The organism is Paraburkholderia sp. HD33-4 (assembly GCF_021390635.1).
GTDB lineage: Bacteria > Pseudomonadota > Gammaproteobacteria > Burkholderiales > Burkholderiaceae > Paraburkholderia.
The window spans coordinates 29,043-50,168 of sequence record NZ_JAJEJS010000002.1; the positions used below are offsets into that span (position 1 = coordinate 29,043).

General features: G+C 63.0%; 23 protein-coding genes. 5 read left to right on the forward strand and 18 right to left on the reverse strand.

Annotation, left to right across the window (positions count from 1 at the left end; translation table 11 throughout):
• Positions 1 to 113: 113 nt before the first annotated feature.
• Both hpnH and ispH read right to left on the reverse strand, forming a co-directional pair.
• A complete protein-coding gene (hpnH, locus tag L0U84_RS20000) occupies positions 114 to 1,268 on the reverse strand; it encodes an adenosyl-hopene transferase HpnH (RefSeq protein ID WP_129956106.1) in 1,155 nt (384 codons plus the stop codon).
• Between the two features lie 10 nt (positions 1,269 to 1,278).
• Positions 1,279 to 2,223 (reverse strand): 4-hydroxy-3-methylbut-2-enyl diphosphate reductase, encoded by a 945-nt coding sequence (gene ispH, locus L0U84_RS20005; RefSeq protein WP_233852135.1) that lies wholly within the window; start codon positions 2,221 to 2,223, stop codon positions 1,279 to 1,281.
• A 377-nt stretch (positions 2,224 to 2,600) separates the two neighbouring features.
• Here ispH and hpnC point away from each other — a divergent pair, with 377 nt between their 5' ends.
• Entirely contained in the window at positions 2,601 to 3,467 is an 867-nt protein-coding gene (gene hpnC / locus L0U84_RS20010; protein WP_233852136.1) for a squalene synthase HpnC, read from the forward strand.
• On the forward strand, positions 3,467 to 4,639 hold the full coding sequence (locus L0U84_RS20015) for a glycosyltransferase (RefSeq protein ID WP_233852137.1): 1,173 nt from the start codon (positions 3,467 to 3,469) through the stop codon (positions 4,637 to 4,639). Before hpnC ends, L0U84_RS20015 begins: the two co-directional genes overlap by 1 nt.
• Positions 4,640 to 4,731: 92 nt before the next feature.
• Here L0U84_RS20015 and L0U84_RS20020 read toward each other — a convergent pair whose 3' ends face one another.
• Positions 4,732 to 5,295 (reverse strand): hypothetical protein, encoded by a 564-nt coding sequence (locus L0U84_RS20020; protein WP_233852139.1) that lies wholly within the window; start codon positions 5,293 to 5,295, stop codon positions 4,732 to 4,734.
• Positions 5,296 to 5,406: 111 nt separating this feature from the next.
• Positions 5,407 to 6,417: a hopanoid-associated sugar epimerase gene (hpnA, locus tag L0U84_RS20025; RefSeq protein ID WP_233852140.1), complete on the reverse strand. Its 1,011-nt coding sequence runs from the start codon at positions 6,415 to 6,417 to the stop codon at positions 5,407 to 5,409.
• A gap of 138 nt (positions 6,418 to 6,555) precedes the next feature.
• Here hpnA and L0U84_RS20030 point away from each other — a divergent pair, with 138 nt between their 5' ends.
• On the forward strand, positions 6,556 to 6,849 hold the full coding sequence (locus L0U84_RS20030; protein WP_233852142.1) for an acylphosphatase: 294 nt from the start codon (positions 6,556 to 6,558) through the stop codon (positions 6,847 to 6,849).
• 89 nt (positions 6,850 to 6,938) lie between these two features.
• On the opposite strand, the gene egtD is transcribed toward L0U84_RS20030, so the two are convergent.
• Complete coding sequence (egtD, locus tag L0U84_RS20035) at positions 6,939 to 7,922, reverse strand: L-histidine N(alpha)-methyltransferase (protein WP_233852143.1); 984 nt, start codon at positions 7,920 to 7,922, stop codon at positions 6,939 to 6,941.
• Positions 7,923 to 8,479: 557 nt separating this feature from the next.
• On the opposite strand from egtD, the gene rarD reads away from it, so the two are divergent.
• The gene (gene rarD / locus L0U84_RS20040; protein WP_233852144.1) at positions 8,480 to 9,376 is read left to right on the forward strand and encodes an EamA family transporter RarD; all 897 of its coding nucleotides are present in this window, start codon (positions 8,480 to 8,482) and stop codon (positions 9,374 to 9,376) included.
• A 14-nt stretch (positions 9,377 to 9,390) separates the two neighbouring features.
• On the opposite strand, the gene L0U84_RS20045 is transcribed toward rarD, so the two are convergent.
• Positions 9,391 to 9,930, reverse strand: a complete 540-nt coding sequence (locus L0U84_RS20045; protein WP_233852145.1) for an Mpo1 family 2-hydroxy fatty acid dioxygenase — start codon at positions 9,928 to 9,930, stop codon at positions 9,391 to 9,393.
• Between the two features lie 100 nt (positions 9,931 to 10,030).
• On the opposite strand from L0U84_RS20045, the gene L0U84_RS20050 reads away from it, so the two are divergent.
• The gene (locus tag L0U84_RS20050) at positions 10,031 to 10,738 is read left to right on the forward strand and encodes a Crp/Fnr family transcriptional regulator (protein ID WP_233852146.1); all 708 of its coding nucleotides are present in this window, start codon (positions 10,031 to 10,033) and stop codon (positions 10,736 to 10,738) included.
• Here L0U84_RS20050 and L0U84_RS20055 read toward each other — a convergent pair.
• The 12 genes from L0U84_RS20055 to L0U84_RS20110 form a co-directional block, all read right to left on the reverse strand.
• Positions 10,735 to 11,181: a hypothetical protein gene (locus L0U84_RS20055; RefSeq protein WP_233852147.1), complete on the reverse strand. Its 447-nt coding sequence runs from the start codon at positions 11,179 to 11,181 to the stop codon at positions 10,735 to 10,737. The two genes, L0U84_RS20050 and L0U84_RS20055, sit on opposite strands and share 4 nt — an antisense overlap.
• Before the next feature lie 114 nt (positions 11,182 to 11,295).
• The gene (locus tag L0U84_RS20060) at positions 11,296 to 11,673 is read right to left on the reverse strand and encodes a hypothetical protein (RefSeq protein WP_233852148.1); all 378 of its coding nucleotides are present in this window, start codon (positions 11,671 to 11,673) and stop codon (positions 11,296 to 11,298) included.
• Between the two features lie 148 nt (positions 11,674 to 11,821).
• Positions 11,822 to 13,816: a putative bifunctional diguanylate cyclase/phosphodiesterase gene (locus L0U84_RS20065; protein ID WP_233852149.1), complete on the reverse strand. Its 1,995-nt coding sequence runs from the start codon at positions 13,814 to 13,816 to the stop codon at positions 11,822 to 11,824.
• Between the two features lie 137 nt (positions 13,817 to 13,953).
• Positions 13,954 to 14,679 (reverse strand): GGDEF domain-containing protein, encoded by a 726-nt coding sequence (locus L0U84_RS20070; RefSeq protein ID WP_233852150.1) that lies wholly within the window; start codon positions 14,677 to 14,679, stop codon positions 13,954 to 13,956.
• Between the two features lies 1 nt (position 14,680).
• Positions 14,681 to 15,076, reverse strand: a complete 396-nt coding sequence (locus tag L0U84_RS20075; RefSeq protein ID WP_233852151.1) for a DUF1987 domain-containing protein — start codon at positions 15,074 to 15,076, stop codon at positions 14,681 to 14,683.
• Positions 15,077 to 15,098: 22 nt separating this feature from the next.
• Entirely contained in the window at positions 15,099 to 15,662 is a 564-nt protein-coding gene (locus L0U84_RS20080) for a SiaB family protein kinase (protein WP_233852152.1), read from the reverse strand.
• A 12-nt stretch (positions 15,663 to 15,674) separates the two neighbouring features.
• The gene (locus L0U84_RS20085) at positions 15,675 to 16,790 is read right to left on the reverse strand and encodes a SpoIIE family protein phosphatase (protein WP_233852154.1); all 1,116 of its coding nucleotides are present in this window, start codon (positions 16,788 to 16,790) and stop codon (positions 15,675 to 15,677) included.
• A 310-nt stretch (positions 16,791 to 17,100) separates the two neighbouring features.
• Positions 17,101 to 17,361 (reverse strand): hypothetical protein, encoded by a 261-nt coding sequence (locus L0U84_RS20090; RefSeq protein WP_129956124.1) that lies wholly within the window; start codon positions 17,359 to 17,361, stop codon positions 17,101 to 17,103.
• Positions 17,354 to 18,103 (reverse strand): DNA/RNA non-specific endonuclease, encoded by a 750-nt coding sequence (locus L0U84_RS20095; RefSeq protein WP_233852155.1) that lies wholly within the window; start codon positions 18,101 to 18,103, stop codon positions 17,354 to 17,356. Before L0U84_RS20095 ends, L0U84_RS20090 begins: the two co-directional genes overlap by 8 nt.
• A gap of 320 nt (positions 18,104 to 18,423) precedes the next feature.
• Positions 18,424 to 18,783, reverse strand: a complete 360-nt coding sequence (locus L0U84_RS20100) for a DUF3564 domain-containing protein (RefSeq protein ID WP_129956126.1) — start codon at positions 18,781 to 18,783, stop codon at positions 18,424 to 18,426.
• A 216-nt stretch (positions 18,784 to 18,999) separates the two neighbouring features.
• Positions 19,000 to 20,712 carry an acid phosphatase gene (locus L0U84_RS20105; RefSeq protein ID WP_233852156.1) on the reverse strand — a complete coding sequence of 571 codons (1,713 nt, stop codon included), beginning with the start codon at positions 20,710 to 20,712 and terminating at the stop codon, positions 19,000 to 19,002.
• 101 nt (positions 20,713 to 20,813) lie between these two features.
• Complete coding sequence (locus tag L0U84_RS20110; protein ID WP_233852158.1) at positions 20,814 to 21,110, reverse strand: hypothetical protein; 297 nt, start codon at positions 21,108 to 21,110, stop codon at positions 20,814 to 20,816.
• Positions 21,111 to 21,126 lie beyond the last annotated feature (16 nt).

Here is a 21,126-nt window from a genome sequence, read left to right on the forward strand (position 1 = left end):
GAAAAGCGCGGTGGCCTTGATTGGCCACCGCGCTTTTTTCATGCTTGATGCTAGCCTGGGCTAGTGATCAGGCGCATGCAGGGGCGGCGCGCGGCCGCCATCCCGCCGAAGCCTTAGTGCGCCGCTGTCGCGGTCTCCACCTTCTTGCCCTTGCCGGCGCGCGTGATTTCTTCGAGTTTGATCTCGACGTGACGCGAGAACACGTACTCAGCGGGACGCTGCTTGTCGAGCGGAATGTCCTGCGCGAACGCGCCGGTCGTCTTCGGACCGCGCATGCTGACCTTCAGCGCCTTCAGCGGATGCGCAACCGTGTCCATCACGGCCGTCGCTTCGAAACCGCAGTGGACCATGCAGTCCGCGCACTTCTCGTAGTTGCCGGTGCCGTACTTGTCCCAGTCCGTGGTTTCCATCAGTTCCTTGAAGGTCTTCACGTAGCCTTCGCCGACCAGATAGCACGGTTTTTGCCAGCCGAACACGGTACGCGCGGGGTTGCCCCAGGGCGTGCATTCGTAGGTCTGGTTGCCCGCGAGGAAGTCGAGGAACATCGCCGACTGGCTGAACGACCAGTTCTTGCCGTTGTTGCCGCGCTTGAAGATTTCGCGGAACAGTTGCTTGGTCTTGTCGCGGTTCAGGAAGTGCTGCTGATCCGGCGCGCGCTCATACGCATAGCCCGGCGACACCGTGATGCCGTCGACGCCCATCGGGCCCAGCGTGTCGAAGAACTTCGCGACACGTTCCGGCTGCGCGTCGTTGAACAGCGTGCAGTTGATGTTCACGCGGAAGCCGCGGCGCTTCGCTTCGCGGATCGCGGCGACGGCCTTGTCGTACACGCCTTCCTGCGACACCGAGTGATCGTGCGATTCCTTGTCGCCGTCGAGGTGAACCGACCACACGAAATACGGATTCGGCTCGTAGTCGTCCATCTTCTTTTCCATCAGCAGCGCGTTCGTGCACAGGTACACGAATTTCTTGCGCGCCATGATGCCCTTGACGATCTGTGGCATTTCCTTGTGCAGCAGCGGCTCGCCGCCCGCGATCGACACGACCGGCGCGCCGCATTCGTCGACGGCCTGCAGGCATTCTTCGAGCGACAGACGCTGGTTCAGGATCGGATCCGGGTAGTCGATCTTGCCGCAGCCATTGCAGGCGAGATTGCAGCGGAACAGCGGCTCCAGCATCAGGGCGAGCGGATAGCGTTTGTTGCCGGAGAGATGCTGGCGCATGATGTATGCGCCGACGCGGACTTTCTGTAGCAGCGGAATAGACAAGGCGTCCTCCTTAAACTTCGCGTGCAGCGAGTGGTTGCATCAGTTTCGATGGCAACTTGAATTCGACTTTTTCTTCACGGCCCGCCATCGTCGTGACATCGACGGGCCCCAATGCGCGCAGCGCATCGATTACGTTTTCGACCATTTCTTCCGGTGCCGACGCGCCGGCCGTGATGCCGACCGTGCGCACGTTGGCGAACCATTCCGACTTCACTTCGGAACCGTCGGCCACGAGGTAGCTGGCCACGCCGCTTTCGCTGCCGATTTCGCGCAGCCGGTTCGAGTTCGAGCTGTTGGTTGCACCGACCACCAGCAGCACGTCGACTTCTTTGCTCAGCTCGCGCACCGCCGCCTGGCGATTCTGTGTCGCATAGCAGATGTCGCGCGTGTCGGGACCGACGATATCGCTAAAGCGGCGCAGCAGCGCGTCGATGATGCCGCGCGTGTCGTCGACCGACAGCGTGGTTTGCGTCACGTAGGCGAGCGGCGTGTCGACCGGCAACTCGAGCTTCGCGACTTCCGCCTCACTCTGCACGAGCAGCACCTTGCCGGGAATCTGGCCGATCGTGCCTTCAACTTCGGGATGGCCGGCATGGCCGATCAGGATCAGCGTGCGGCCGGCGGCCACGTACTGGCGACCCTGCACGTGCACCTTGGTCACGAGCGGGCAGGTTGCGTCGAGCACGTCGAGACCGCGCGCTTCGGCATCACGTTCGACGGTTTGCGCAACACCATGCGCGCTGAATATCGCAACGGCACCTTGCGGCACTTCATCGAGTTCCTCGACGAAACGCGCGCCCTTCTGGCGCAGATTGTCGACCACGTGACGATTATGGACAATCTCGTGGCGGACATACACGGGCGCGCCGTGTTGTTGTAACGCACGATCGACGATTTCGATTGCGCGGACAACACCCGCACAAAAGCCGCGGGGCTGAGCAAGGATGACTCGCATAAGTTGGCGAACTCCGACTAACGCGGGTTTCGAAGAAGTCGTGAAGCTGACTTTATCGCCGCGCTCATCATGATTAGTTGACGTCTTGAGCCCCGGCGACGGGCCGGTACAGCAAAACCAAACGCGCATTCTAACGCTATCGGGGCCGCTTTGCTTTTTGGCGCGGCCCGTGTGTTGGGCGCTTGCCGCACCCGCTGGGCCTTGCGGAGCACCGAGGCTGCGAGCGTTACATCGATGTAAGGAGCCAGCGCGAGATCGCCTCGCAACGCGCTCTGCCACGACCGCACACTGCGCCGTCACGGCGGAACCCTTAAACTACCGATCCTTGCTGCGCGGATAAACGCGCTGTATTACAGAATGGTTTCGAGGCTCGCTGGATGGACGTCGATCAGCACGAAAACTTTCCGATCGCGAGCGTGTTGCTGCCGAAGGCGCTGCGCGCCCCAGTCGGTATTATCTACCAGGTCGTGCGCACTGCGGCCGATATCTCCGCCGAAGGCCAATGGAGCGCCGCCGAGCGGCACGCCCGCCTGGCCGATTTCCGCGCCGGGCTGGACGCGATCGCGCAACGGCGCGCCGCGCCCGTGCATGCGCTGCTGTTCGGCAAGCTCGCCGGCGTGATCGCGCAATACGAGCTGCCGCTCGAACCGTTCTACGATCTGCTCGACGGCTGCGCGCAGGACATCGATACGCATCGCTACGCGGATCGCGCCGCGCTCGTCGACTATTGCCGCCGCTCGGCGCATCCGGTCGGGCATCTGCTGCTGCATCTGGTCGGCGCGGCGACGCCACACAATCTCGCCGACGCCGATGCGATCTGCACGGCGTCGCAGCTGATCAGCTTCTGGCTCGACGTCGCCTCCGATTGGAACAGACAGCACCTGTATCTGCCGCAAGCCGATATGCTGCGCTTCGGCGTGACCGAAGCGCAGATTGCCGATGGCGTCGTCGACGATGCGTGGCGCGCGCTGATGGCGCACGAGATCGCGTTCGTGCGTGCCACGCTGGTCCGCGGCGCACCGCTCGCGCTGCGCATGCCGGGGCGGCTCGGCATCGAGCTATGCGGCGCGGTGCATGCCGGACTGCGGTTTCTCGAGCGCATCGAGCGCGCGGATTACGATGTGTTCCGCGAGCGTCCGGTGCTCAACCTGTTGGACTGGTGCGTGGTGGCGGCGCGCACCGTGACAATGCAACTATCCAGACGCGTCGGCATGGCGGCGCGCTCAATCGAGGGTAATGCTTAATGGCGGCGGTCCTGTTCATTCTTTCGTGTGTTTCCCTGCTGATCTGGTGCGTGCTGCTGTTCGCACGCGGCGGCTTCTGGCGCGCGCGTCCCACCGCGCCGCTCGCCATCGCGACGCGCGACGCATGGCCCGCGGTCGCGGCGGTCGTGCCGGCGCGCAATGAAGTCGACGTGATCGCCGGGGCGGTCACGTCGCTGCTCGAGCAGGACTATCCGGGCGCGTTCCACGTGATCGTCGTCGACGATCACAGCACCGACGGCACCGCCGACGCCGCGCGTGCCGCCGCGCTGCGGCTGCAATGTCCGGAGCGCCTCACCGTGCTGAGCGCGAAGCCGTTGCCGCCGGGCTGGTCCGGCAAGGTGTGGGCGCAGTCGCAGGGCATCGAGGCGGTGCGCACGCTCGATCTGCCGGCCGAGTTCCTGTTGCTGACCGATGCCGACATCGGCCATCCGCCCGAGGCGCTGACGCAGCTCGTCGCGCGCGCGGATGCCGAAAAGCGCGACCTCGTCTCGCTGATGGTCAGGCTGCGCTGCGATTCGTTCTGGGAAAAGGCGCTGATTCCGGCCTTCGTGTTCTTCTTCGCGAAGCTGTATCCGTTCGCGTGGGTCAACAATCCACGCAACCGCACCGCGGCCGCGGCGGGCGGCTGCATGCTGGTGCGCCGCGGGGCGCTCGAGGAGGCGGGCGGCATCGAGTCGATCCGCGCCGAGCTGATCGACGATTGCAGCCTCGCCGCGCGCATCAAGCATCGCGGCACCGGGCGTCATCCGATCCGCCTCGATGTCGCGGCGAAGAGCGTGTCGCTGCGTCCCTACGATAGCTGGCGCGACATCTGGAACATGATCGCGCGCACCGCGTTCACGCAGTTGCGCTACTCGCCGCTACTGCTCGCGGGCACGCTCGTCGGCATGACGATCATCTATCTGTTGCCGCCGGTCGCGGCGCTGGTCCTCGGGCCGCTTGGCTGGCCGGCCTGGATCGCGTGGGCGGCGATGTGCTGCGCGTATGCGCCGATGCTCGTCTACTATCGGCGCTCGCCGCTGTGGGCGCCGTTTCTGCCGCTCGTAGCGCTGTTCTATGTCGGCGCGACGTTCGCATCGGCGGTGCGTTACTGGCGTGGCAAGGGCGGCCAGTGGAAGGCGCGCGTGCAGGCGCCGGTGCAGGAGCGCTGAAGTCGGGCGATGGCCGCAGCGCTGGTCGGATGCGGAAAGCAGGCGTAAAAAAAGCGGCTCCAGGCCGCTTTTTTTGCGTCACGCGGGTTTGGTCACGCGTTCGTCAGCATCATGTACATCTGGATCACGATGTCCGGGGAGAACGTGAACGGCACCCAGCCATGGCCGGTGTGGCGCATCACGAGCAGGCGGTCGCCGTTCGACTGCTTCTGCACGGCCATCATCGGATTCTTCGTCGAGACGAATTGCCAGCCCTGCGGGATGCCTTGCGGCTGCTCCGGCGTCATCGACGCTCGAGCGTTCGACAGCTCCTCGATCAGCCGGCCGATCTGCTCCGGGCGCAACGCGACGGTCTGATTGCCGATCGTCATCGTGATTTCGTCGCGCGCGGGACGGTTGATTTCGAGCGTGGGCTGCAATTGCGGGGCGGCCGGCTCGGCAATCGTTTCGGCGTTTGCTGCGGTGCTCGCGGATTGTTCCGCTGCCGCTTCCGCCGCTTCCGCCTGCGCGTCGTGCGCGGCATGCTCCGCCGCCGCGGGCGATGCCGCCGCGTCAACGCTTGTCTCGGGAGTGTTATCGGCCTGCGTGGGCACGACAGCCTGAATGAGCTGATCGACGCCCATTTCCAGCGCGCCGAGCTGTTCGTGAAGATTCATGCGAGGTTTCTCAGGTAGGACCCGCGATTTTACCTGCTGCGCGCGGGTGTGGACCCGACGCACGCGCGGGACTTGTAACAAAATGCTTACGGCCGCTGTTCAGCGGTTCATTCAGCCCTTCAGATACCCCGCCTGCCGGAACCATTCGAGCGCATCGGCGAGACCTTCGCGATAAGGCCGCGCGCGATACCCCAACTCGCGTTCCGCCTTCGCCGACGTGAAATACATCTTGTTCTTCGACATCTTCAGCCCGTCGACCGTGACGAACGGTTCGCGCTTCGTGAACTTGGCCACCGTTTCCGCGCCCATTGCGAGCGGATACAAAGGCCAGCGCGGCAGGCTCAGTGTCGGGGCCTTGCGGCCGGTCAACGCCGCGATGTCGGCGAGCATCTGCTGGAGCGGCAGATTTTCGCCGCCGAGAATATAGCGCTCACCGATCTTGCCGCGTTCGAGCGCGAGGAAATGGCCGGCGGCGACGTCGTCGACGTGCACGAGGTTCAGACCCGTATCGACGAATGCGGGAATCTTGCCGAGCGCCGCCTCCAGGATGATGCGCCCGGTCGGCGTCGGCTTCACGTCGCGCGGGCCGATCGGCGTCGACGGATTGACGATCACCGCGGGCAGACCGTCTTCGGCGATCATGCGCTCGACCGCGCGCTCGGCGAGCACCTTGCTGCGCTTATAGACGCCGATCGCCTGGTCGGCGCGAAGCGGCGAGGTTTCGTCGGCGGACTGGCCGGAGTTCGTCACCTTCAGCGTCGCGACGCTGCTCGTATACACGATGCGCTCGACGCCTTCTTTCAACGCTGCGCGCATCGTTGCCTCGGTGCCTTCGAGATTGGCGCGCTCGATCTCGCCAGGGTCCGGCGCCCACAGCCGGTAATCGGCGGCGACGTGCAGCAGATAGCGCACGCCGCGCAGCGCGTTGCGCATCGAGGCTTCGTCGCGCATGTCGCCGACGACGATTTCCGCATCGAGCGATTCGACGTTCTTGCGCGGACTCGTCGCGCGCACCAGCACGCGCACGCGAAAGCCCTTGCTCTGCGCGATGCGTGCCACCGACGAGCCGACGAAGCCGGACGCGCCGGTCACGAGCACGAGATCGCGATCTTGTTCGGTCATTCTGTTTCCATTTCCTGCGTGACGGTCGACGGATTGTACGTGGCGCACGCGAGGCATGGGTGTTGTCGAGCACGCTCGCCCTGACACGACTAGAATGCCGGCTTGAAAGACTGTCAGGCATTAAAAGGAGGTAGCGGCATGGCCCCGGATCTGGATCAGCGGATCGAAACGTATTACGCGCGAGTGCGCGGCACCGTGCAGGGCGTTGGCTTTCGCCTCGCGACGGTGCGCCAGGCGCACGCACTCGGCATCAAGGGATGGGTCGCGAATCTCGACGACGGTTCGGTCGAGGCGATGTTGCAGGGACCAGCCAATCAGATCGACCGGATGCTGTCGTGGCTGCGTCACGGACCGCCGGCGGCGCGCGTGACCGAGGTGAGCGGCGAGGAGCGCGTGACCGACAAGCGGTACGAGCGCTTCGAGCAGCATTGAGATCTTCGAGCGTTCGAGCGACGCGAGTTAAAAAAGCGGCGCGCCGTCCGGAGGAGGGCGCGCCGCTTTTTCGCTTTTGCCTTTAGCGCTTAGCGCGCCACCAGCAAACTCTCCGCGAATCCCCATTCATCCTCGATCCATTGATGGCTGCATGTGAAGCCGGCGCCATCGGCGATCGCGGGCAATTCCTCCACGCGATACTTGTGGCTGCTTTCGGTCCAGATCGTCTCGCCTTCCTTCAGCGACACCGTCAGCTTTGCGGCGCGCACGTGCGCGGTGATATCGCGCTTCGCCCGCAGATGCATCTCGATGCTGCGCGCGTCCGGATTGAAGCGTGCCACGTGCTCGAACGCCTCGAGCGGAAAGTCGCCATCGAGTTCGCGGTTGATGCGTGCTAGCAGGTTCAGATTGAACGACGCGGTCACGCCGATCGCGTCGTCGTAGGCGGCGACCAGCACGGGGGTCGGCTTGATCAGATCGGTGCCGAGCAGCAGCGCGTCGCCGGGCGCGAGCATGTTGCGGATGTCGCGCAGAAACCGCGTCGCCGCGAGCCTGCCGAAGTTGCCGATCGTGCTGCCGAGAAACAGCACGAGCAAGCGGTCGCCGGGTGCGCGCTGCCGGCTCACTTCGGCGAGGCCGGCCAGATAGTCGCGCTCGTAGCCGACGATCGAAATCCGCTCGATGTCACCGAGTTCGCGCCGGCACAACTGCAACGCACTGCGCGAAATTTCAATCGGGCAGTAGGAAGTAGGGCGTTTTTTACACAGTGCCTCGAGAATGCGCCGCGTTTTACGGCCGCTGCCGCTGCCGAGTTCGGCGACCGTCACGTCATGCGGCAAATGCTCGACGATATCGGCCGCGTGCTTCGTGAGAAGCCGTTCTTCGGCGCGCGTCACGCCGTATTCGGGCAATACGGTAATCACTTCAAAAAGTGCGGAGCCGACTTCGTCGTACAGATACTTCGACGGCAGCTCTTTTTGCGGCGTGTGGGTGAGACCGGCGTACACGTCGGCGGCGAAGGCGCGACGCAGTTCGGAAGGCGAGTTGCTAAGCGATAGGGCTGGCTGGGTCATGCTTGCTCCAGTAGTCACATTCGATGAGCGGGATTGCTGCCGGGCGATGGCATGCGCGATAAAACGCGGTTGAGGCATGCCGTGGGCGAGATGCGCGGGCGTCGGTTCGTGGCGGCCTCGAGGACTACGCTCACAGTTGCATTCGCCGACCCGGCTCGTGAGTGCTGCTCGTTTCGTGCCGCTGTGGCCGTCATTGTCGCGAGTGACGCGACCGCAGCGTGCAAAGCTTGGTAGCAAGATTCGCGCGAGGCCATGACGAACCGCAAAGGGGTTCGCCGACCGCTGCGCAAAGTTATGTTCTAGTTCATCGACGCGCGATGCGCACGACTAATTGCAGCCGATTGACGAAAAACCGCAGGCCCGTTGGCGAATAACCCGTCTAGAATGCCCGTTTTTCATGCGATTTGCGCCACCGCTTCAGAACAACAACGCAGCGTCCGCGGCTTTGCCCGCATGGCCGCCCGCTCACGAGACTTCACATTCATGACCACAACGAACGCCGCGCGCCTGCGTCGTGCGCCGCAAGCCCACACGTCACGCAGATCCCGGACCGCGCAATGAATCACAACGACTTCAGGCGCGGGATCGCGTTGTCGACTGGTGCGTCGGCGATGTTCGCATTACTGTCCGCTTACGCGACGCTGCTCAAACCGCTGTCGGGCCTCGACATCTTCGCGTGGCGCATCGTATGGACCGTGCCCGGCGCGCTGCTGCTCGTCGCGGTGCGCCAGCGTCTGCCGATTCTGCGCGAACTCGTTGTCCGAATGATGACGCAGCCGAAGCTCGCCGCCGCGATGGCCGTGACCGCAGGCCTGCTCGGCGTGCAGCTTTGGTTGTTTCTGTGGGCGCCGCTGCATGGGCGCATGCTCGAAGTGTCGCTCGGTTATTTCCTGCTGCCGCTCGTGATGGTGCTGGTCGCGCGCTTCCACTATCGCGAGCGGCTCGACGGATTGCAGTGGCTCGCGGTCGCGTGCGCGGCGGTTGGCGTCGCTCACGAACTGTGGGCGACGGGCGCGTTCTCGTGGCCGACGCTCGTCGTCGCGCTCGGTTATCCGCCTTATTTCGTGCTGCGTCGTCGGATCAAGCAGGATTCGCTTGCGATGTTCACCGTCGAAATGGCGTTGCTGCTGCCGGTGGCCGCCGTGTGCATTCTCGGCGGCGACTCGCTGCAAGCGATCGCCGGACGCGCCGAAATGTGGTGGCTGCTGTTGCCGGGCCTCGGCGCGTTGAGCACGCTCGCGCTCGCTTCGTATCTGAAGGCGAGCCGTCTATTGCCAGTCGCGTTGTTCGGCATTCTCGGCTACGTCGAGCCGGTGCTGCTGGTGTTCGTGTCGATCACGCTGCTGCGCGAAACGCTGAGCGCCTCGCAACTCGCCACCTATGTGCCGATCTGGTTCGCCGTCGCGCTGACCGCGCTGCACAGCGTGCGCTTCGTTCGGCTCGCGTCGAACTGAGTGGCGGCGCGCGCTCACCGATGTGCTTCGGTCCTCTGCGCATCGATGCGCGTCGGGCCTACCTCGGCCTCGATGGCGTTACGCAGATCGGGGCGCCAGCCGACTCCGAACAGCGCTTCGGCGAGCACGAATAGCGGACCGATCAGCAGGCCGATCACGTCGTCGACGAATGCCGGCTTGCGATGTTCGTAGGCGACGTGACCGACGAACTGGAACACCCAGCCGATCACGAAGAGGCCAATGCCGGTCGCGAGCCACACGAGCGTCGCCTGCGCGGCGATCCACTCGCCGAACCCGACACAGAGCGCCGAGACGCAGGCCATCAGCACACCGAGCGGCACGTCGAGCGCGAGATAGTAGACGCTCGCCGCGACGAACAATAGCCATGCCGGCGACAACGTGACCGGGAGCATCCCGGCGCCAAACGAAGGCCGGCTCAGCAACACCGCGAGCGCGAGCACGATCATCGGAATACCGACGAAGTGGGTGGCGATATTGCGCCGGTCGCGATGGTAGGCCGCGTATTGCGTCAGTTGCTGCGTCAGCGTTCTCATCAGTGCCGCTCCAGGGTCAAAGTCAGCATAATCGCGGGCAGCGGATTTTCCAACCATCGGGTAGCCGACAATCAGCGACGATCGCCCACGGATACCGTCCATGACCGAGCGTTTTTCATCGAATGAGCTTGCCGCGCTGCTTGAACGCAGCGCGTGGTTTCGTGCCGCGCCGGCCGATCTGCGCAGGCAGTTGCTCGACGCGGGGCGGGTCGAATCGCTCGCGGCCGGTCAGCGGCTTTTCACGCGCGGCGCTGCCGACGACGGCCTCTACTGCGTGCTCGACGGCCTCGTCAGAATCGGCGCGGCGAGTTCGACGGGCAAGGAAGCGTTGCTCGCGGTGATCGAGCCGGTGAACTGGTTCGGCGAGATCGCGCTGTTCGACCACCGATCGCGAACCCACGACGCGTATGCCGAACGCGATACCGCGCTGTTTCATGTGCCGCGCGCGGCGCTCGCCGCGTTGCTCGAGCGCACGCCGGCTTACTGGCATGCGTTCGGTCTGCTGCTCACGCACAAGCTGCGTCTCGCGTTCGAGGCGATCGAGGAAGCCGCGCTACTGCCTGCCGCGCCGCGTGTCGCGCGGCGCCTGTTGCTGATGGCGCGCGGCTATGGCGAACCCGGCGCATTGCGAAGCGTGCTGAAGGTCCCGCAGGAAGATCTGGCGATGATGCTCGCGTTGTCGCGGCAGACGATCAACCAGGTGCTCAGGCACTTCGAGACGCAGGGCGCGTTGAAGCTGCGCTACGCGGAGATCGAAATCGTCGATGCCGACAAGCTGCGCGAACAGGCTCTCGTCGAGCGCGATTAACGCGGACTCGGGTGGCTGATCCGACGTTTCAATGGGCCGATCGTCGCGGCGGGCAACGTGGTGAGCAGCGTGTGTAACGTGAAGTCGAGATCTTGGCGCGCGATGTCGAGTTGCACTCGGTCTTCTTCGCGCACGGCTTCCGTGTTGAGGACATAGACGCCGAGCGGTGAATGAAGCAGTGAGCGCAACTGGGCGTGCGGCAGCGTCACGAGTAGAAGCGCGCGTGCCGACGGAAATGGAATGACGTTGCTGCGTTGAACCTGCGTGCTGGCAGATTGGGGCGAGAGCTTGTCGAGCGATTGCGTGAGAGCCATTTGATGCGGCGTTCGTGTGACGCGACCGTGAATTGGAACAATTCGAGAGTAATCGCCGGCGAGTAAAGACGGTGCAAAAATTCGCGCGTCTGTCGGCAAAAAGATACGACGGGCAATGACATGCCGCATGGAAAAAAAGGCGAGTCATAAGACTCGCCCTCCCTGAACGGCACGGTCCGGCTTCGATCAACTTCTATTTGAACAACACCCGCATGGCCGGTCAGCGCCGAAACCGATCACGTGTTATTGCGTTTTGGTCGTGTCGGCTTGTGCGCCGTCGGCTTTCGCCGGGGCAGTGCTGGCCTCTTTCGCACTCTCCGTTTTAGTCTTTGCGGTGCTCGCTTCGACGGCGTTCTTGCCCGTGGATTTGTGGGCCTTCTTCGTATGGGCGGAAGTCTTTTTCACGTGCTTTTGCGTAGCGGCTTTGGCAGGCGCTTTCGTTGCGGTCGCGCTGTCGTTCGTCGCGTCGGCCTGTACCGCGGTGCTCGCCTTCAGATTCGCCTGGCCGGCGGCCGGCAACTGCGTGGCTTGCGCAGGTTGTGCGGCGGACGGTGCGGCCGTTTGAGCAAAAGCGGTCGACACGAGCAGTGCGGAAGCAACAGCGGCGAAAAGCGTCTTCATGGTGTGGCTCCTGGTTGAATCGGTGGATTCGTTTGTCGCGGCTGAATTATTTCAGCGCTGCCGGTTTAACGTAGCCGGGAATACAGGAGTTGACGCTGCGCTGGTGACAAATCGTAAGTAGTGCGTCAGCGCGGATACATGTCGCGACTCAGAAAGCGAATCCCCGAAAAGGCGCCACGCTCAATGAAGACGCGACCGCAGTCTTGCCGAGCAACTGCGCTAAAGCCTCCGGCGAAACCGCCGGGCTGAACAGGAACCCTTGAGCCACCGTGCAGCCGTGGCGGACCAGAAACTCGCGCTGGACCTCGAGCTCGACCCCTTCGGCGACGACATCGAAGCTCAGCGTTTCCGCGATCGCGATGATCGCAAGCGACAAAGCTTCGAGTTCCTTGTCTCGGCCGATTTCGCAAACGAACGCGCGATCGATCTTGATGCGATCGACGCTAAAGCGTTTCAGATAGCTGAGGCTCGAATAGCCGGTGCCGAAGTCGTCGATGGCGATGGACACACCGAGTTCGCGCAGCTCGCGAAAAGCCCGTTGCGCTTCTTCCGCGTTGCGCATCAAGGTGCCCTCGGTGACTTCAAGTTCCAGAAGTTCAGCGGGCCAATGGGCATCGTCGAGTGCCGAGCGCACTACACCTGGAAGGTCAGACCGTTCGAGTTGAAGTGGCGAAACATTGACCGAGATACGCACGGGTGGAAGCCCCGAATGTACCCACGCGCTCGCCTGCAGACAAGCCTGCCGCAACACCCACGTGCCGATGCTCTGGATCAGACCGGTTTCTTCGGCGAGCGGGATGAACACGGCCGGCGAGACTTCGCCGAGTTCGTCGTCGCGCCACCGCAAAAGCGCCTCGGCACCGACGATGCATCCGGTTTTCATGTCGATTTGCGGCTGATACGCCAGATACAACTCGTTGGCTTTCGCCGCGCGCCGCAGTCGCGTGGTGAGCCGCAACTTCTCGGCGGCCGCGCGGCTCAATTCCGGTTCGTAGAATTGATAGCCGTTTCGCCCACGCGACTTCGCCACGTACAACGCGGCATCGGCATTTCGCGTGAGCAGCTCCGGCTTGGCTCCATCTTGTGGAAAAGTGCTGACTCCGATGCTTGCTTCCAGATACAACTCGTGTTCGCCGATGCTGTATGGCTCGCTCATCTCGTGAATGAGCGTGTCGAGCATCTCGGTGAGCTGCTGCGCGTCGGCTCGTTCCGCGACGATGACGAATTCGTCGCCGCCGTAGCGCGCGACGAAATCCGTCGCCCGCAGCAGACGCTGAAGCCTTCGCGCCACGGCCGTTAGCAGCAGATCGCCGATGCGATGTCCGAGCGAATCGTTGACGTCCTTGAAGCGATCGAGATCGAGGAAAAGGACGGAAACGTTCTGGCCTGTCGCTGCCGCGCGTACCAGCGACTCCGACAGATGTTCGCCGAGCAGCACCCGGTTCGGCAGATCGGTCAGCGCGTCGTATCTGGCTTGATGCTCGAGTCTTCTGAGCGAGCGGCGAAGACGCGCTCCAATGCGTCCGTTCCAGTGAATCAGCGAAAGCAGCAACAAGGCCGAAGCGGTGCCGCAACTCAACAGCATGCGCGCAAACCACTTCCCATCCAGCGATGATTGGCTCACGACCGAAGCGACTTTGGCGTCGGCCGCGAGTCGTACGTCGACGACCCGCTCGAGGACGCTATAGAAATAGGCGTCGATTTCCTCGAGTCTGGGGTCGCCCACCGCTACGCTGCCGGGATGTTCCGCAACTCTGCGCGCAAGACCAAAGCTCAGCTCGCTGAGTCTGCCGATTCTGTCGTCCAGATCCGACAGCCGCGATACGCATTCCTGGTTCTCGCTGCAGCTCTCGCGCGCGTCGCGTGTCAGCTCGAGCAGTTCCAGCATCGGAAAGCTATAGGCGGCGCGGCTGTAGAGCGGCACCGCCGATATCGAGGTGTAAAGCGTCGCATGCTCATCGAGCATGACTTGCTGAACCCGGTCGAGGTCGTGGCGCAGCCGCCCGGAAGCCTGGATCGTCCGAAGCGAACTGTCCTGCTCGCTGCTCTGGCGGATTGCGAGGAAGGTGCTCGTCGCAATGACAGCGAGAATGGCAAGCACGGCCATGACCGTACCGGCTTTGCGCGTTGCTTCCTGTCCCAAGGCGCTTCCCTTTCCGTCAGCGGGGCGCGGGCGAAAACCGGCCCGCCCGGCTAGTGAATGTTCAGGTGGCTGCATGACTTGCCCTTAGGGCGCTCCGGATCAACCGGTAACGGTGCGCCATGGGTCTGCTCATCCGCCTATCGATCGGCAAATTCCACGCGGTTGCGCCCGCTTCGCTTGGCGCGGTACAGCGCCGCATCGGCGAGGCCATATGCAGTGTCGAAGCCGGTTCCGACTTCGTTGATGCTGACGCCAAAGCTGGCCGTGATCGGGCGCTCGACCGGTGCAACCACCAGCGAGTCGCTGATGGCTTCGCGCATGCGCTCAGCAAGAATGGCGCCACTGGCTGGGTCATGACCGGGCAGCAGCACGGTGAACTCCTCACCGCCCACGCGCCCGATGAAGCCTTGTTCCCCCACGATTGCGCGCAGGCAATCGACGACCCCCGAAATGACCGCGTCCCCGGTCGGGTGACCGTAATCGTCGTTGATCCGCTTGAATTCGTCGATGTCGAGGATGATCATCACCGCGCTGCTGGTGCGCAAGACCTTGGTGGTCCGCTCGATCACGGCACTGCGGTTCAGTACGCCCGTCAACGCGTCGTGCGAGGCGCGATACGCCAACTGCTGAGCCAGCTCCTGCATCTCGCGCTCAGCCCGGTCGCTGCGGCCGATCAGGCGCCGTGTTTCGCGCATCAGGCGCTGGAAGTGCTCGATCAGTTCGCCCAACGACTGCCGATACTCCGTGGCATCCGCGTCGATGATCGAATGCATGGCGCGAGCTTTTGCGAGTGCCGCGCTCTCGCTCTGGAACAGATCGGGAGCGCCACCCGAGGACACGTCACGGGAAGAGGGCGAACGCACCTTATTTTCCCTGCTGCGCGATGGGACGATCGGTGAACTCGATCGCGTGGAAATCGGCCTTCAGCTCTTCACCGAATTCGGCAATCGTCTCGTCTTCCTCGTCGCGATACCAGTTCATCGACACGCGGCTTCCCGCTTGCGCCGCCTGATCGAGCGCGTCGAAGATGCTGAACAGCATTTTGGTGCTCGAGCTGTTGAAGTACGTCAGCGCGACGTCGATGGTGATCTCGGCCCCGGCGTTCGCGGCGAGGTACTTGCGCATCTGCTCGATGATCGGCGCGTAAAAAGCAGCGGCGTTTTCGGGGTAGGACTCACCCTTGATCGACAACGCGTGCTGGTCGAAGCGGAAATCGACTTCGGGCGACGTCGTCGTCGCGGGGATGTGTAGGTTTTCCATTTTTGTTCGTGTGCCTTCCTGCTCAGATGATGGCCATGAGGCAAAACAGCGTGGTGCCCGGTTCGTCGGCACGCGGATGAAAAGCGAATTCAAGTGGCGCGCTCGCATCGCGCGCCATCGTCAGGAAGCCGAGGCCGGCGCCCTTGCTGTCTTTCGGAGCGTCGGTGCGCAGTGTCACCTTGTACGCCTGCTTGATTTCTTCGAGAGACATGTTGCGCAGAGGCTCCAGCCGGTTTCGCAGGCCGTCGGCTTCGGCGGTCGCGATCGGATTGACGCACAACATCACGTAATGTTCGCCGTGTCTGGAGATGCACACGGCGCCCTCGCGTATCTCGCCTGCCGCTTCGCCGCCGGGCTCCAGCGCGTTCGACGAGTAGTGAACGATGTTCTGCGCGAGCTCGATAAAGGACGAGAAAAGTTTGCGGCGAGTAGGTCCGCTGACACCTGCGACTTCGAGTTGCAGCTTCACGACTTCGCCCATCGACGCGACGATGTTATGGGAGAAGTAGCCCTTGTGATAGAAGAGCACGTTGCGTCGCTGCGCAAGGTCGAAAAAGGCGCTGTCTTGTTCTGGTAGTTGGGACATTCCGGGAATTCACTAAATGCGGGCACAGAAAAGCGTGACGTCGTCACGGCGCGGTTGATTGCCTTGCCAGTCCGCTAACGCGAGCCGGACGCGCTCGCAAATCGTCGCCGGGGTTTCGGCGCGGCTTTCGAGGATCAGGTCGAGCGCGCGGCGCCGGCCGAAGGAAATATTGCGCGGGCCGCCGATCTGATCGGCGAGTCCGTCGGTGTAGATGAACAGCAGGCTACCCGCCGTGATGGGAATCGAGCGCAAGCTCCACGCATAGTCGGCGCGACTGTCCACGTAGCCGACACCCATGCGGTCGGCGCCGATCGTTTCGAACTCCGCGGCGTCGGGCGACAGGATGTGCAGCGCGATCCTCGCACCGGCAAAATGCAGCACGCTTTCCGTGGCATCGAACCAGAAGAGTGCCGTGTCCAGACCGTCGTTGGATTGGGTTCCTTCGTCGGCAATATTCACTTGCCCCAGCAAACCCTTGACGTTTCGATTGACGGCCGCGAGCAGCGCGGCGGGGTCGCGCGGACCGATCTGCTCGAGCGCCTTCGACAGTGACGCCGAAGCAAGCAAGGTCATGAAGGCGCCGGGAACGCCATGTCCGGTGCAATCGGCTACAGCGCCGAACCAGCCGTTCGGGAAGGCCGCGAAATGATAGAAGTCGCCGCCGACGACGTCGCGAGGTTCCCAGACCATTGCCGCGTCGCGCAGCTTCATCGACAGCGTCTCGCTGGAAGCACGCAACATCGCGCGCTGTATCACGCTGGCGTACTCGATGCTCTGCATGATCTGGCGGTTCTTCTCCGCCTGCATTTCCGCGACCGCGCTGATCAGCTGCAGACCACTGCCGAGGCCTGAGAAAAGTCCCTCACGTGTCACGATGAAGCCGTCGACCAGCGCTTTTTCTCCGGCCTCGACGGTCCTGAACGTCAGCGCTTCGATGCTCACGTCGGCATCGACGATGAGCGGCTCCTTGTCCATGAACGCGATACAACTCTTCTTGTCGTAAAGCTCTCGATGGAACGGCCTGCTCATTTGCGACATGAAAATATCACGGTTGATCAGGCCGATGGGGCGCTGGTCATCGATGACGGCGAGACTCTGCATGTCGCGGCGCGCCGAGAAGATCTCCATGACTATGGAGTTGGGATCTTCAACGTCTACGGATGGAACTTGCTGGCACAAATCTCCGGCCGTGCGCGGATTCCCCTGTGCGGAAGAACGGCGAAATCTCGAGAACGCTGGATGCATGGCGACGCCAGTCGATGTATGAAGAACCTCGCACGCTAAGGTTTCTCTATGTACATTATGTGACAGAGCGGAGGGCGATCCGCTCTATTGGCGCGAGATTGGAACACTGGCGGTCACGCAAAGGTTTGCGTGACCGCAATCAGTAAAACTTGCGATATGCCGGGTTGCGCAATTGCAACGCCTGCGAGTTCATTTATTGAAACGGGTTTTGCACGACGCCCGGCTTCGCGTCCGGCTCTTCCTTCACCTGCGCCGGCAAATCCTTCTGCGCCTGCAGACTCGCGACGATCGCATCGAGCGCTTCCTTCAACGCGAGTGCCGCTTTGAGGCCGCGCTGATCGCGCGTCAATTCGATCGTGCCGTTCAGCACGACACGCGTCGTGCCGTTGCTGAGCGTGAGCGAATCGCCCTGAATGTTGAGCACGTCGTCATCGTTCGAATAGGGCTTAAACACCTTTTAGTCCTCCTGGCCGCTGGTCCTTGAGGTTATCCGGAATGCCCGGAAAGCGGATGCCCGACATCGCTTCGAGTTCGTGAATCGTGCGGATGTCGTAACGGTTGGTCGCTACATTATCAACCACGACTGCGAATGCCAGTTGACGCGATGGCACATAGACGACCTTGTACAACTGAGTCGGTACGAACACGCGCGTCGGTCCGATCGTCTGCAGTTGCTGACCGGTGAACAGCGGTCCGGTGACGACGTACGTGTCGTCGTAGGCGAGTGCGATCTTGCGCACCGCGGTTTCGATGCGTGCCCACAATCGTTGGTTGTTCTGACGGTTTTGCGGCACGACATTCGCGAGCGAGAACGATTGCGCCATCGCCTCGTCGTTCCACCGATTACCCGCCGGACTCATATGACCGCGATCGAAGCCGCTGCGTTTGTAGTCGGCGAGTGTCGCACCTTCGCCTTCTGGCAGACGCGCGTCTTCGAAGAACTTGTTGGTGCGCACCATGTCCTTTGCTTCTTCGATGTGCTCGCGCGTCAGATGCTCGGCCGACCACAGCGGACCGTGCGTGATACCCGAATGCAGTACGGCGAAATCGCTATAGCAAAGCAGGCGCGTTTTCGGCGCCATCTTCTGATTGGTTAGGACGGGCCATTGCGCATTCGGCGTGAAACTGGTGCAGGAAGGTGCCGCGCTCGCATGAGTGGCGACGGCGAGGAACAGACAGGCAAGCCACTTCTTCATGTGTCGGTGGTTCGATGAAAGGGGACGCAAGTATAGCGTCGCGGCCCACATCGAATGACAGCACAATGCGAATCGAAGAAAGGGAATGGGAAACAGCAGAGGTGGCGTGCGCCGGACAAAAAAGTGGGCCGCTTTGCAGCGACCCTAATGCGTGGACTTCCGACTCTACGCACGCAATCTTAAGAAGGTCTTAAGTGGTGCGATATCGCGTGAGGTTATGTTCGTTTGCGCACTAACAGACTTACGCGTACGAGCAGTGCTCGCGCAATGAGCCGGAAGTTTCGACCGGAAAAGAGAAGCGCAACGAATCGCGCCAGAACTTAATTACCGAACACGCTGTTTTCAGCGTGGACTTTTTGACGATCCACCGCCTGCAAACGCCAGAAGCCGCTAGTCGCCTTGCGGGTTTGCAGCGCGGTCCATGCGGCAGCGCCTTGCGCGGCGCTGACTCGCTCCTTGCGATCGACGTGCAGACCGCGCAGCGTACAGAGCGGCGCGTCGGCGCTCGGTGCGCACAGCGTGGTCACGCCGTTTTCGTCGCGCAGTTCGCCCCACGGGGGCAGGTCGATCCCCTGATGCGCCTCTCTCGACCACCGATGTTCATCGGTATCGAGCCAGAGCACAGCGTAATCATGGCTTACGGTGGGATCGGAACCGTTAATCAGGATGGTCAGTCGCATATCAGGTCCGTTCATAAATTGCGAAGGGCTTTATCAGTCTAGGCGGCGCGGCGCTTTATGCAAGCCAAAGGCATGACGGGCGAATGGAAAAATAATTCGTGAAACGATATGGCGAGGTACGGGTCATGCTCAAAGCGCCGCGCTTACGCGATATGCATGCTGTAACGGCCACATGCACATCGCGAGGCGCGGCAAATCAACGCAGCCGGCAGGCGCTCAAGCGAGATCGAGCGACGCGGTCAAATCGCCGAGCGGCGCGAGTCCGTTGCTTGCGAATGCCTTGTCGCGCACGACCACGCCATCAAGCGGCGCGAGTCCATGCACACGGCTAATGAAACGCAGAATCGAATTCGTGTCGTACACCGTGTGATCGACGTAACCCTTCTTCGCGAGCGGCGAGATCACGAGTGCCGGAACGCGCGAACCCGGACCCCAGCGATCGCCGATCGGCGGCGCGACGTGGTCCCACCAGCCGCCGTTCTCGTCGACGGTGACGATCACGACGGTGTTCCGCCATTGCGGGCCGCGCTGAATGTGCTCGATCAGCGTCGCGATGTGACGGTCGCCCGAGGCGACGTCCGCGTAGCCCGCGTGCATGTTCAGATCGCCCTGCGGTTTGTAGAACGTGACGGTCGGCAAACGTCCGGCGTCGATGTCGGCGATCAGGCGATTGGTCGACGCGTCGTTGCCCATGCCGGCGTCGCGCAGATAGCGGCTGCGCGCGGTGGTACCCGGCGCGTAATTGGCGAAGTAGTTGAACGGCTGATGGTGGTACTGGAAGTCGGGCCTCGACCCCGTATCGCGATGATCGAGCGCGAATTGCCACGCACCGCTGTACCACGCCCAGTCGATGCCCTTGGCGCTCAGCCGGTCGCCGATCGTCGCGTAGTGCTGCGGCGGCATCACGCGCGGGTCCGACGGATCCGCGAAAGCCGCGTCGCCGCCTTCGGCCGGACGCACGCTGCTCGGCTGATACGGCGGCGCCATCGTGTTGACCGCGTAGCCGTCGGCGGTGAAAGCGCCGTCATTGACGAACTTCGGCGGACCGTCGAGCGCCGACGCGGGCGAATTGGGCGCGAGCTTCAAACGGGTGCCGGTCGGATCGTCGCCCTCCACAACCGACACCATCTTCTTCGCCGGACTATTCTGGATGTCCGGGTAGTACGGCGCCTGCGCCGAGATCAGGAAGATGTGGTTCAGCCACGAGCCGCCGAAAGCGGCCATGAAGAAGTTGTCGCATAGCGTGTACTGCTGCGCGAGATTCCATAGACGCAGCGTCTCGGCGGAATTGCGGTAGTGCCCCATCACGAGGCCGCCGGAATCGCCCCACGCGGCGAACTGGTTGTTGCGCCCCGCGTTGATCTGCATCTGATTCTGATAGAACCGATGGATCAGGTCGCGCGTGATCACGCCGGTCGGCAGCGGCGCGCCGTGTGCATCGACGATGCGAAACGGCCGGTTGTGCAGATGATAGAGATCGTTTTGGCCAATCATGTAGCGCTTGCCGTCCACTTCCTGCGCCTGCGGCACGAGCCCGCCCCAGATCGCCGGCAGCCGCGGCAGCGGCGTCTTGCCGTCGCGGTCGAACTGGATGTATTGCTCGGCGGTGACCGCGTCGAGCGGATGCTGGACACCCGGGTAGTTGCCGTACAGGTTCGCGAAGCTGCGGTTCTCCGCGTAAATCACCACGATGTTCTTCACCTGATCGTGCAGTGCAGCGTCGAGCCGCAAGTCGGCGGCGCTGCGCGGCGGGCCGTTGCTCGCGAGTCCCTCGCCCGTTTTGCAGCCGATCAGCGCGAGGCCGAGGCCGACCGCCCCGAGACCGGTGAGGACGCGGCGGCGCTCGGGATCGTCGGGAGCGTCGCTGGTGTTGTCGATTGAATCGGGGTTGTCCAGTTTCGGCGGCAGGTGAGGATCGTGGTCGGTCATCGGTGAGTTCCGAAGGAGACGTGACGGTCGCATCGGCGCCGCTGGAGGCGGCGCGCGCGACACCGGTTATGGATCCGCCGAGGCCGGCAGGCCTCGCGGCTTTACGGCAGCCGACGCTTGACGCGCCAGCTGTGATGCGTGGCATCGACGGCTAATAGTAGCCAGTGCCGTGCGTCGATCGGATGACGTTTTTGCGTCGCATAACCGTCGACGGTCAATTCGAGCTCGTCATGCGCGCGCCGATGGCAGGTGGCGTGCGCGCCGGAGCCGTCCGCGAACTCGACGCGCGCCTCGGCGAGGTCCGGCGCGCCGGGCGGTTCGGGTAGATCGGCGATGCGCACCGCGCAGCCCGGATAAAGATGCGAGTCGGCAACGTGAATCTGTATCGCGTTGGGCATGACGTGGCCTCCTACG

Coding starts and splice junctions, on each gene's coding strand:
- hpnA (WP_233852140.1), bottom strand. CDS start 6,417: ATGACCGAACAAGATCGCGATCTCGTGCTCGTGACCGGCGCGTCCGGC.
- L0U84_RS20110 (WP_233852158.1), bottom strand. CDS start 21,110: ATGCCCAACGCGATACAGATTCACGTTGCCGACTCGCATCTTTATCCG.
- L0U84_RS20060 (WP_233852148.1), bottom strand. CDS start 11,673: ATGAAGACGCTTTTCGCCGCTGTTGCTTCCGCACTGCTCGTGTCGACC.
- L0U84_RS20055 (WP_233852147.1), bottom strand. CDS start 11,181: ATGCGGCATGTCATTGCCCGTCGTATCTTTTTGCCGACAGACGCGCGA.
- L0U84_RS20030 (WP_233852142.1), top strand. CDS start 6,556: ATGGCCCCGGATCTGGATCAGCGGATCGAAACGTATTACGCGCGAGTG.
- L0U84_RS20105 (WP_233852156.1), bottom strand. CDS start 20,712: ATGACCGACCACGATCCTCACCTGCCGCCGAAACTGGACAACCCCGAT.
- hpnC (WP_233852136.1), top strand. CDS start 2,601: ATGGACGTCGATCAGCACGAAAACTTTCCGATCGCGAGCGTGTTGCTG.
- egtD (WP_233852143.1), bottom strand. CDS start 7,922: ATGACCCAGCCAGCCCTATCGCTTAGCAACTCGCCTTCCGAACTGCGT.
- L0U84_RS20075 (WP_233852151.1), bottom strand. CDS start 15,076: ATGGAAAACCTACACATCCCCGCGACGACGACGTCGCCCGAAGTCGAT.
- L0U84_RS20050 (WP_233852146.1), top strand. CDS start 10,031: ATGACCGAGCGTTTTTCATCGAATGAGCTTGCCGCGCTGCTTGAACGC.
- rarD (WP_233852144.1), top strand. CDS start 8,480: ATGAATCACAACGACTTCAGGCGCGGGATCGCGTTGTCGACTGGTGCG.
- L0U84_RS20080 (WP_233852152.1), bottom strand. CDS start 15,662: ATGTCCCAACTACCAGAACAAGACAGCGCCTTTTTCGACCTTGCGCAG.
- L0U84_RS20045 (WP_233852145.1), bottom strand. CDS start 9,930: ATGAGAACGCTGACGCAGCAACTGACGCAATACGCGGCCTACCATCGC.
- L0U84_RS20095 (WP_233852155.1), bottom strand. CDS start 18,103: ATGAAGAAGTGGCTTGCCTGTCTGTTCCTCGCCGTCGCCACTCATGCG.
- L0U84_RS20100 (WP_129956126.1), bottom strand. CDS start 18,783: ATGCGACTGACCATCCTGATTAACGGTTCCGATCCCACCGTAAGCCAT.
- L0U84_RS20020 (WP_233852139.1), bottom strand. CDS start 5,295: ATGAATCTTCACGAACAGCTCGGCGCGCTGGAAATGGGCGTCGATCAG.
- ispH (WP_233852135.1), bottom strand. CDS start 2,223: ATGCGAGTCATCCTTGCTCAGCCCCGCGGCTTTTGTGCGGGTGTTGTC.
- L0U84_RS20015 (WP_233852137.1), top strand. CDS start 3,467: ATGGCGGCGGTCCTGTTCATTCTTTCGTGTGTTTCCCTGCTGATCTGG.
- L0U84_RS20085 (WP_233852154.1), bottom strand. CDS start 16,790: ATGGAGATCTTCTCGGCGCGCCGCGACATGCAGAGTCTCGCCGTCATC.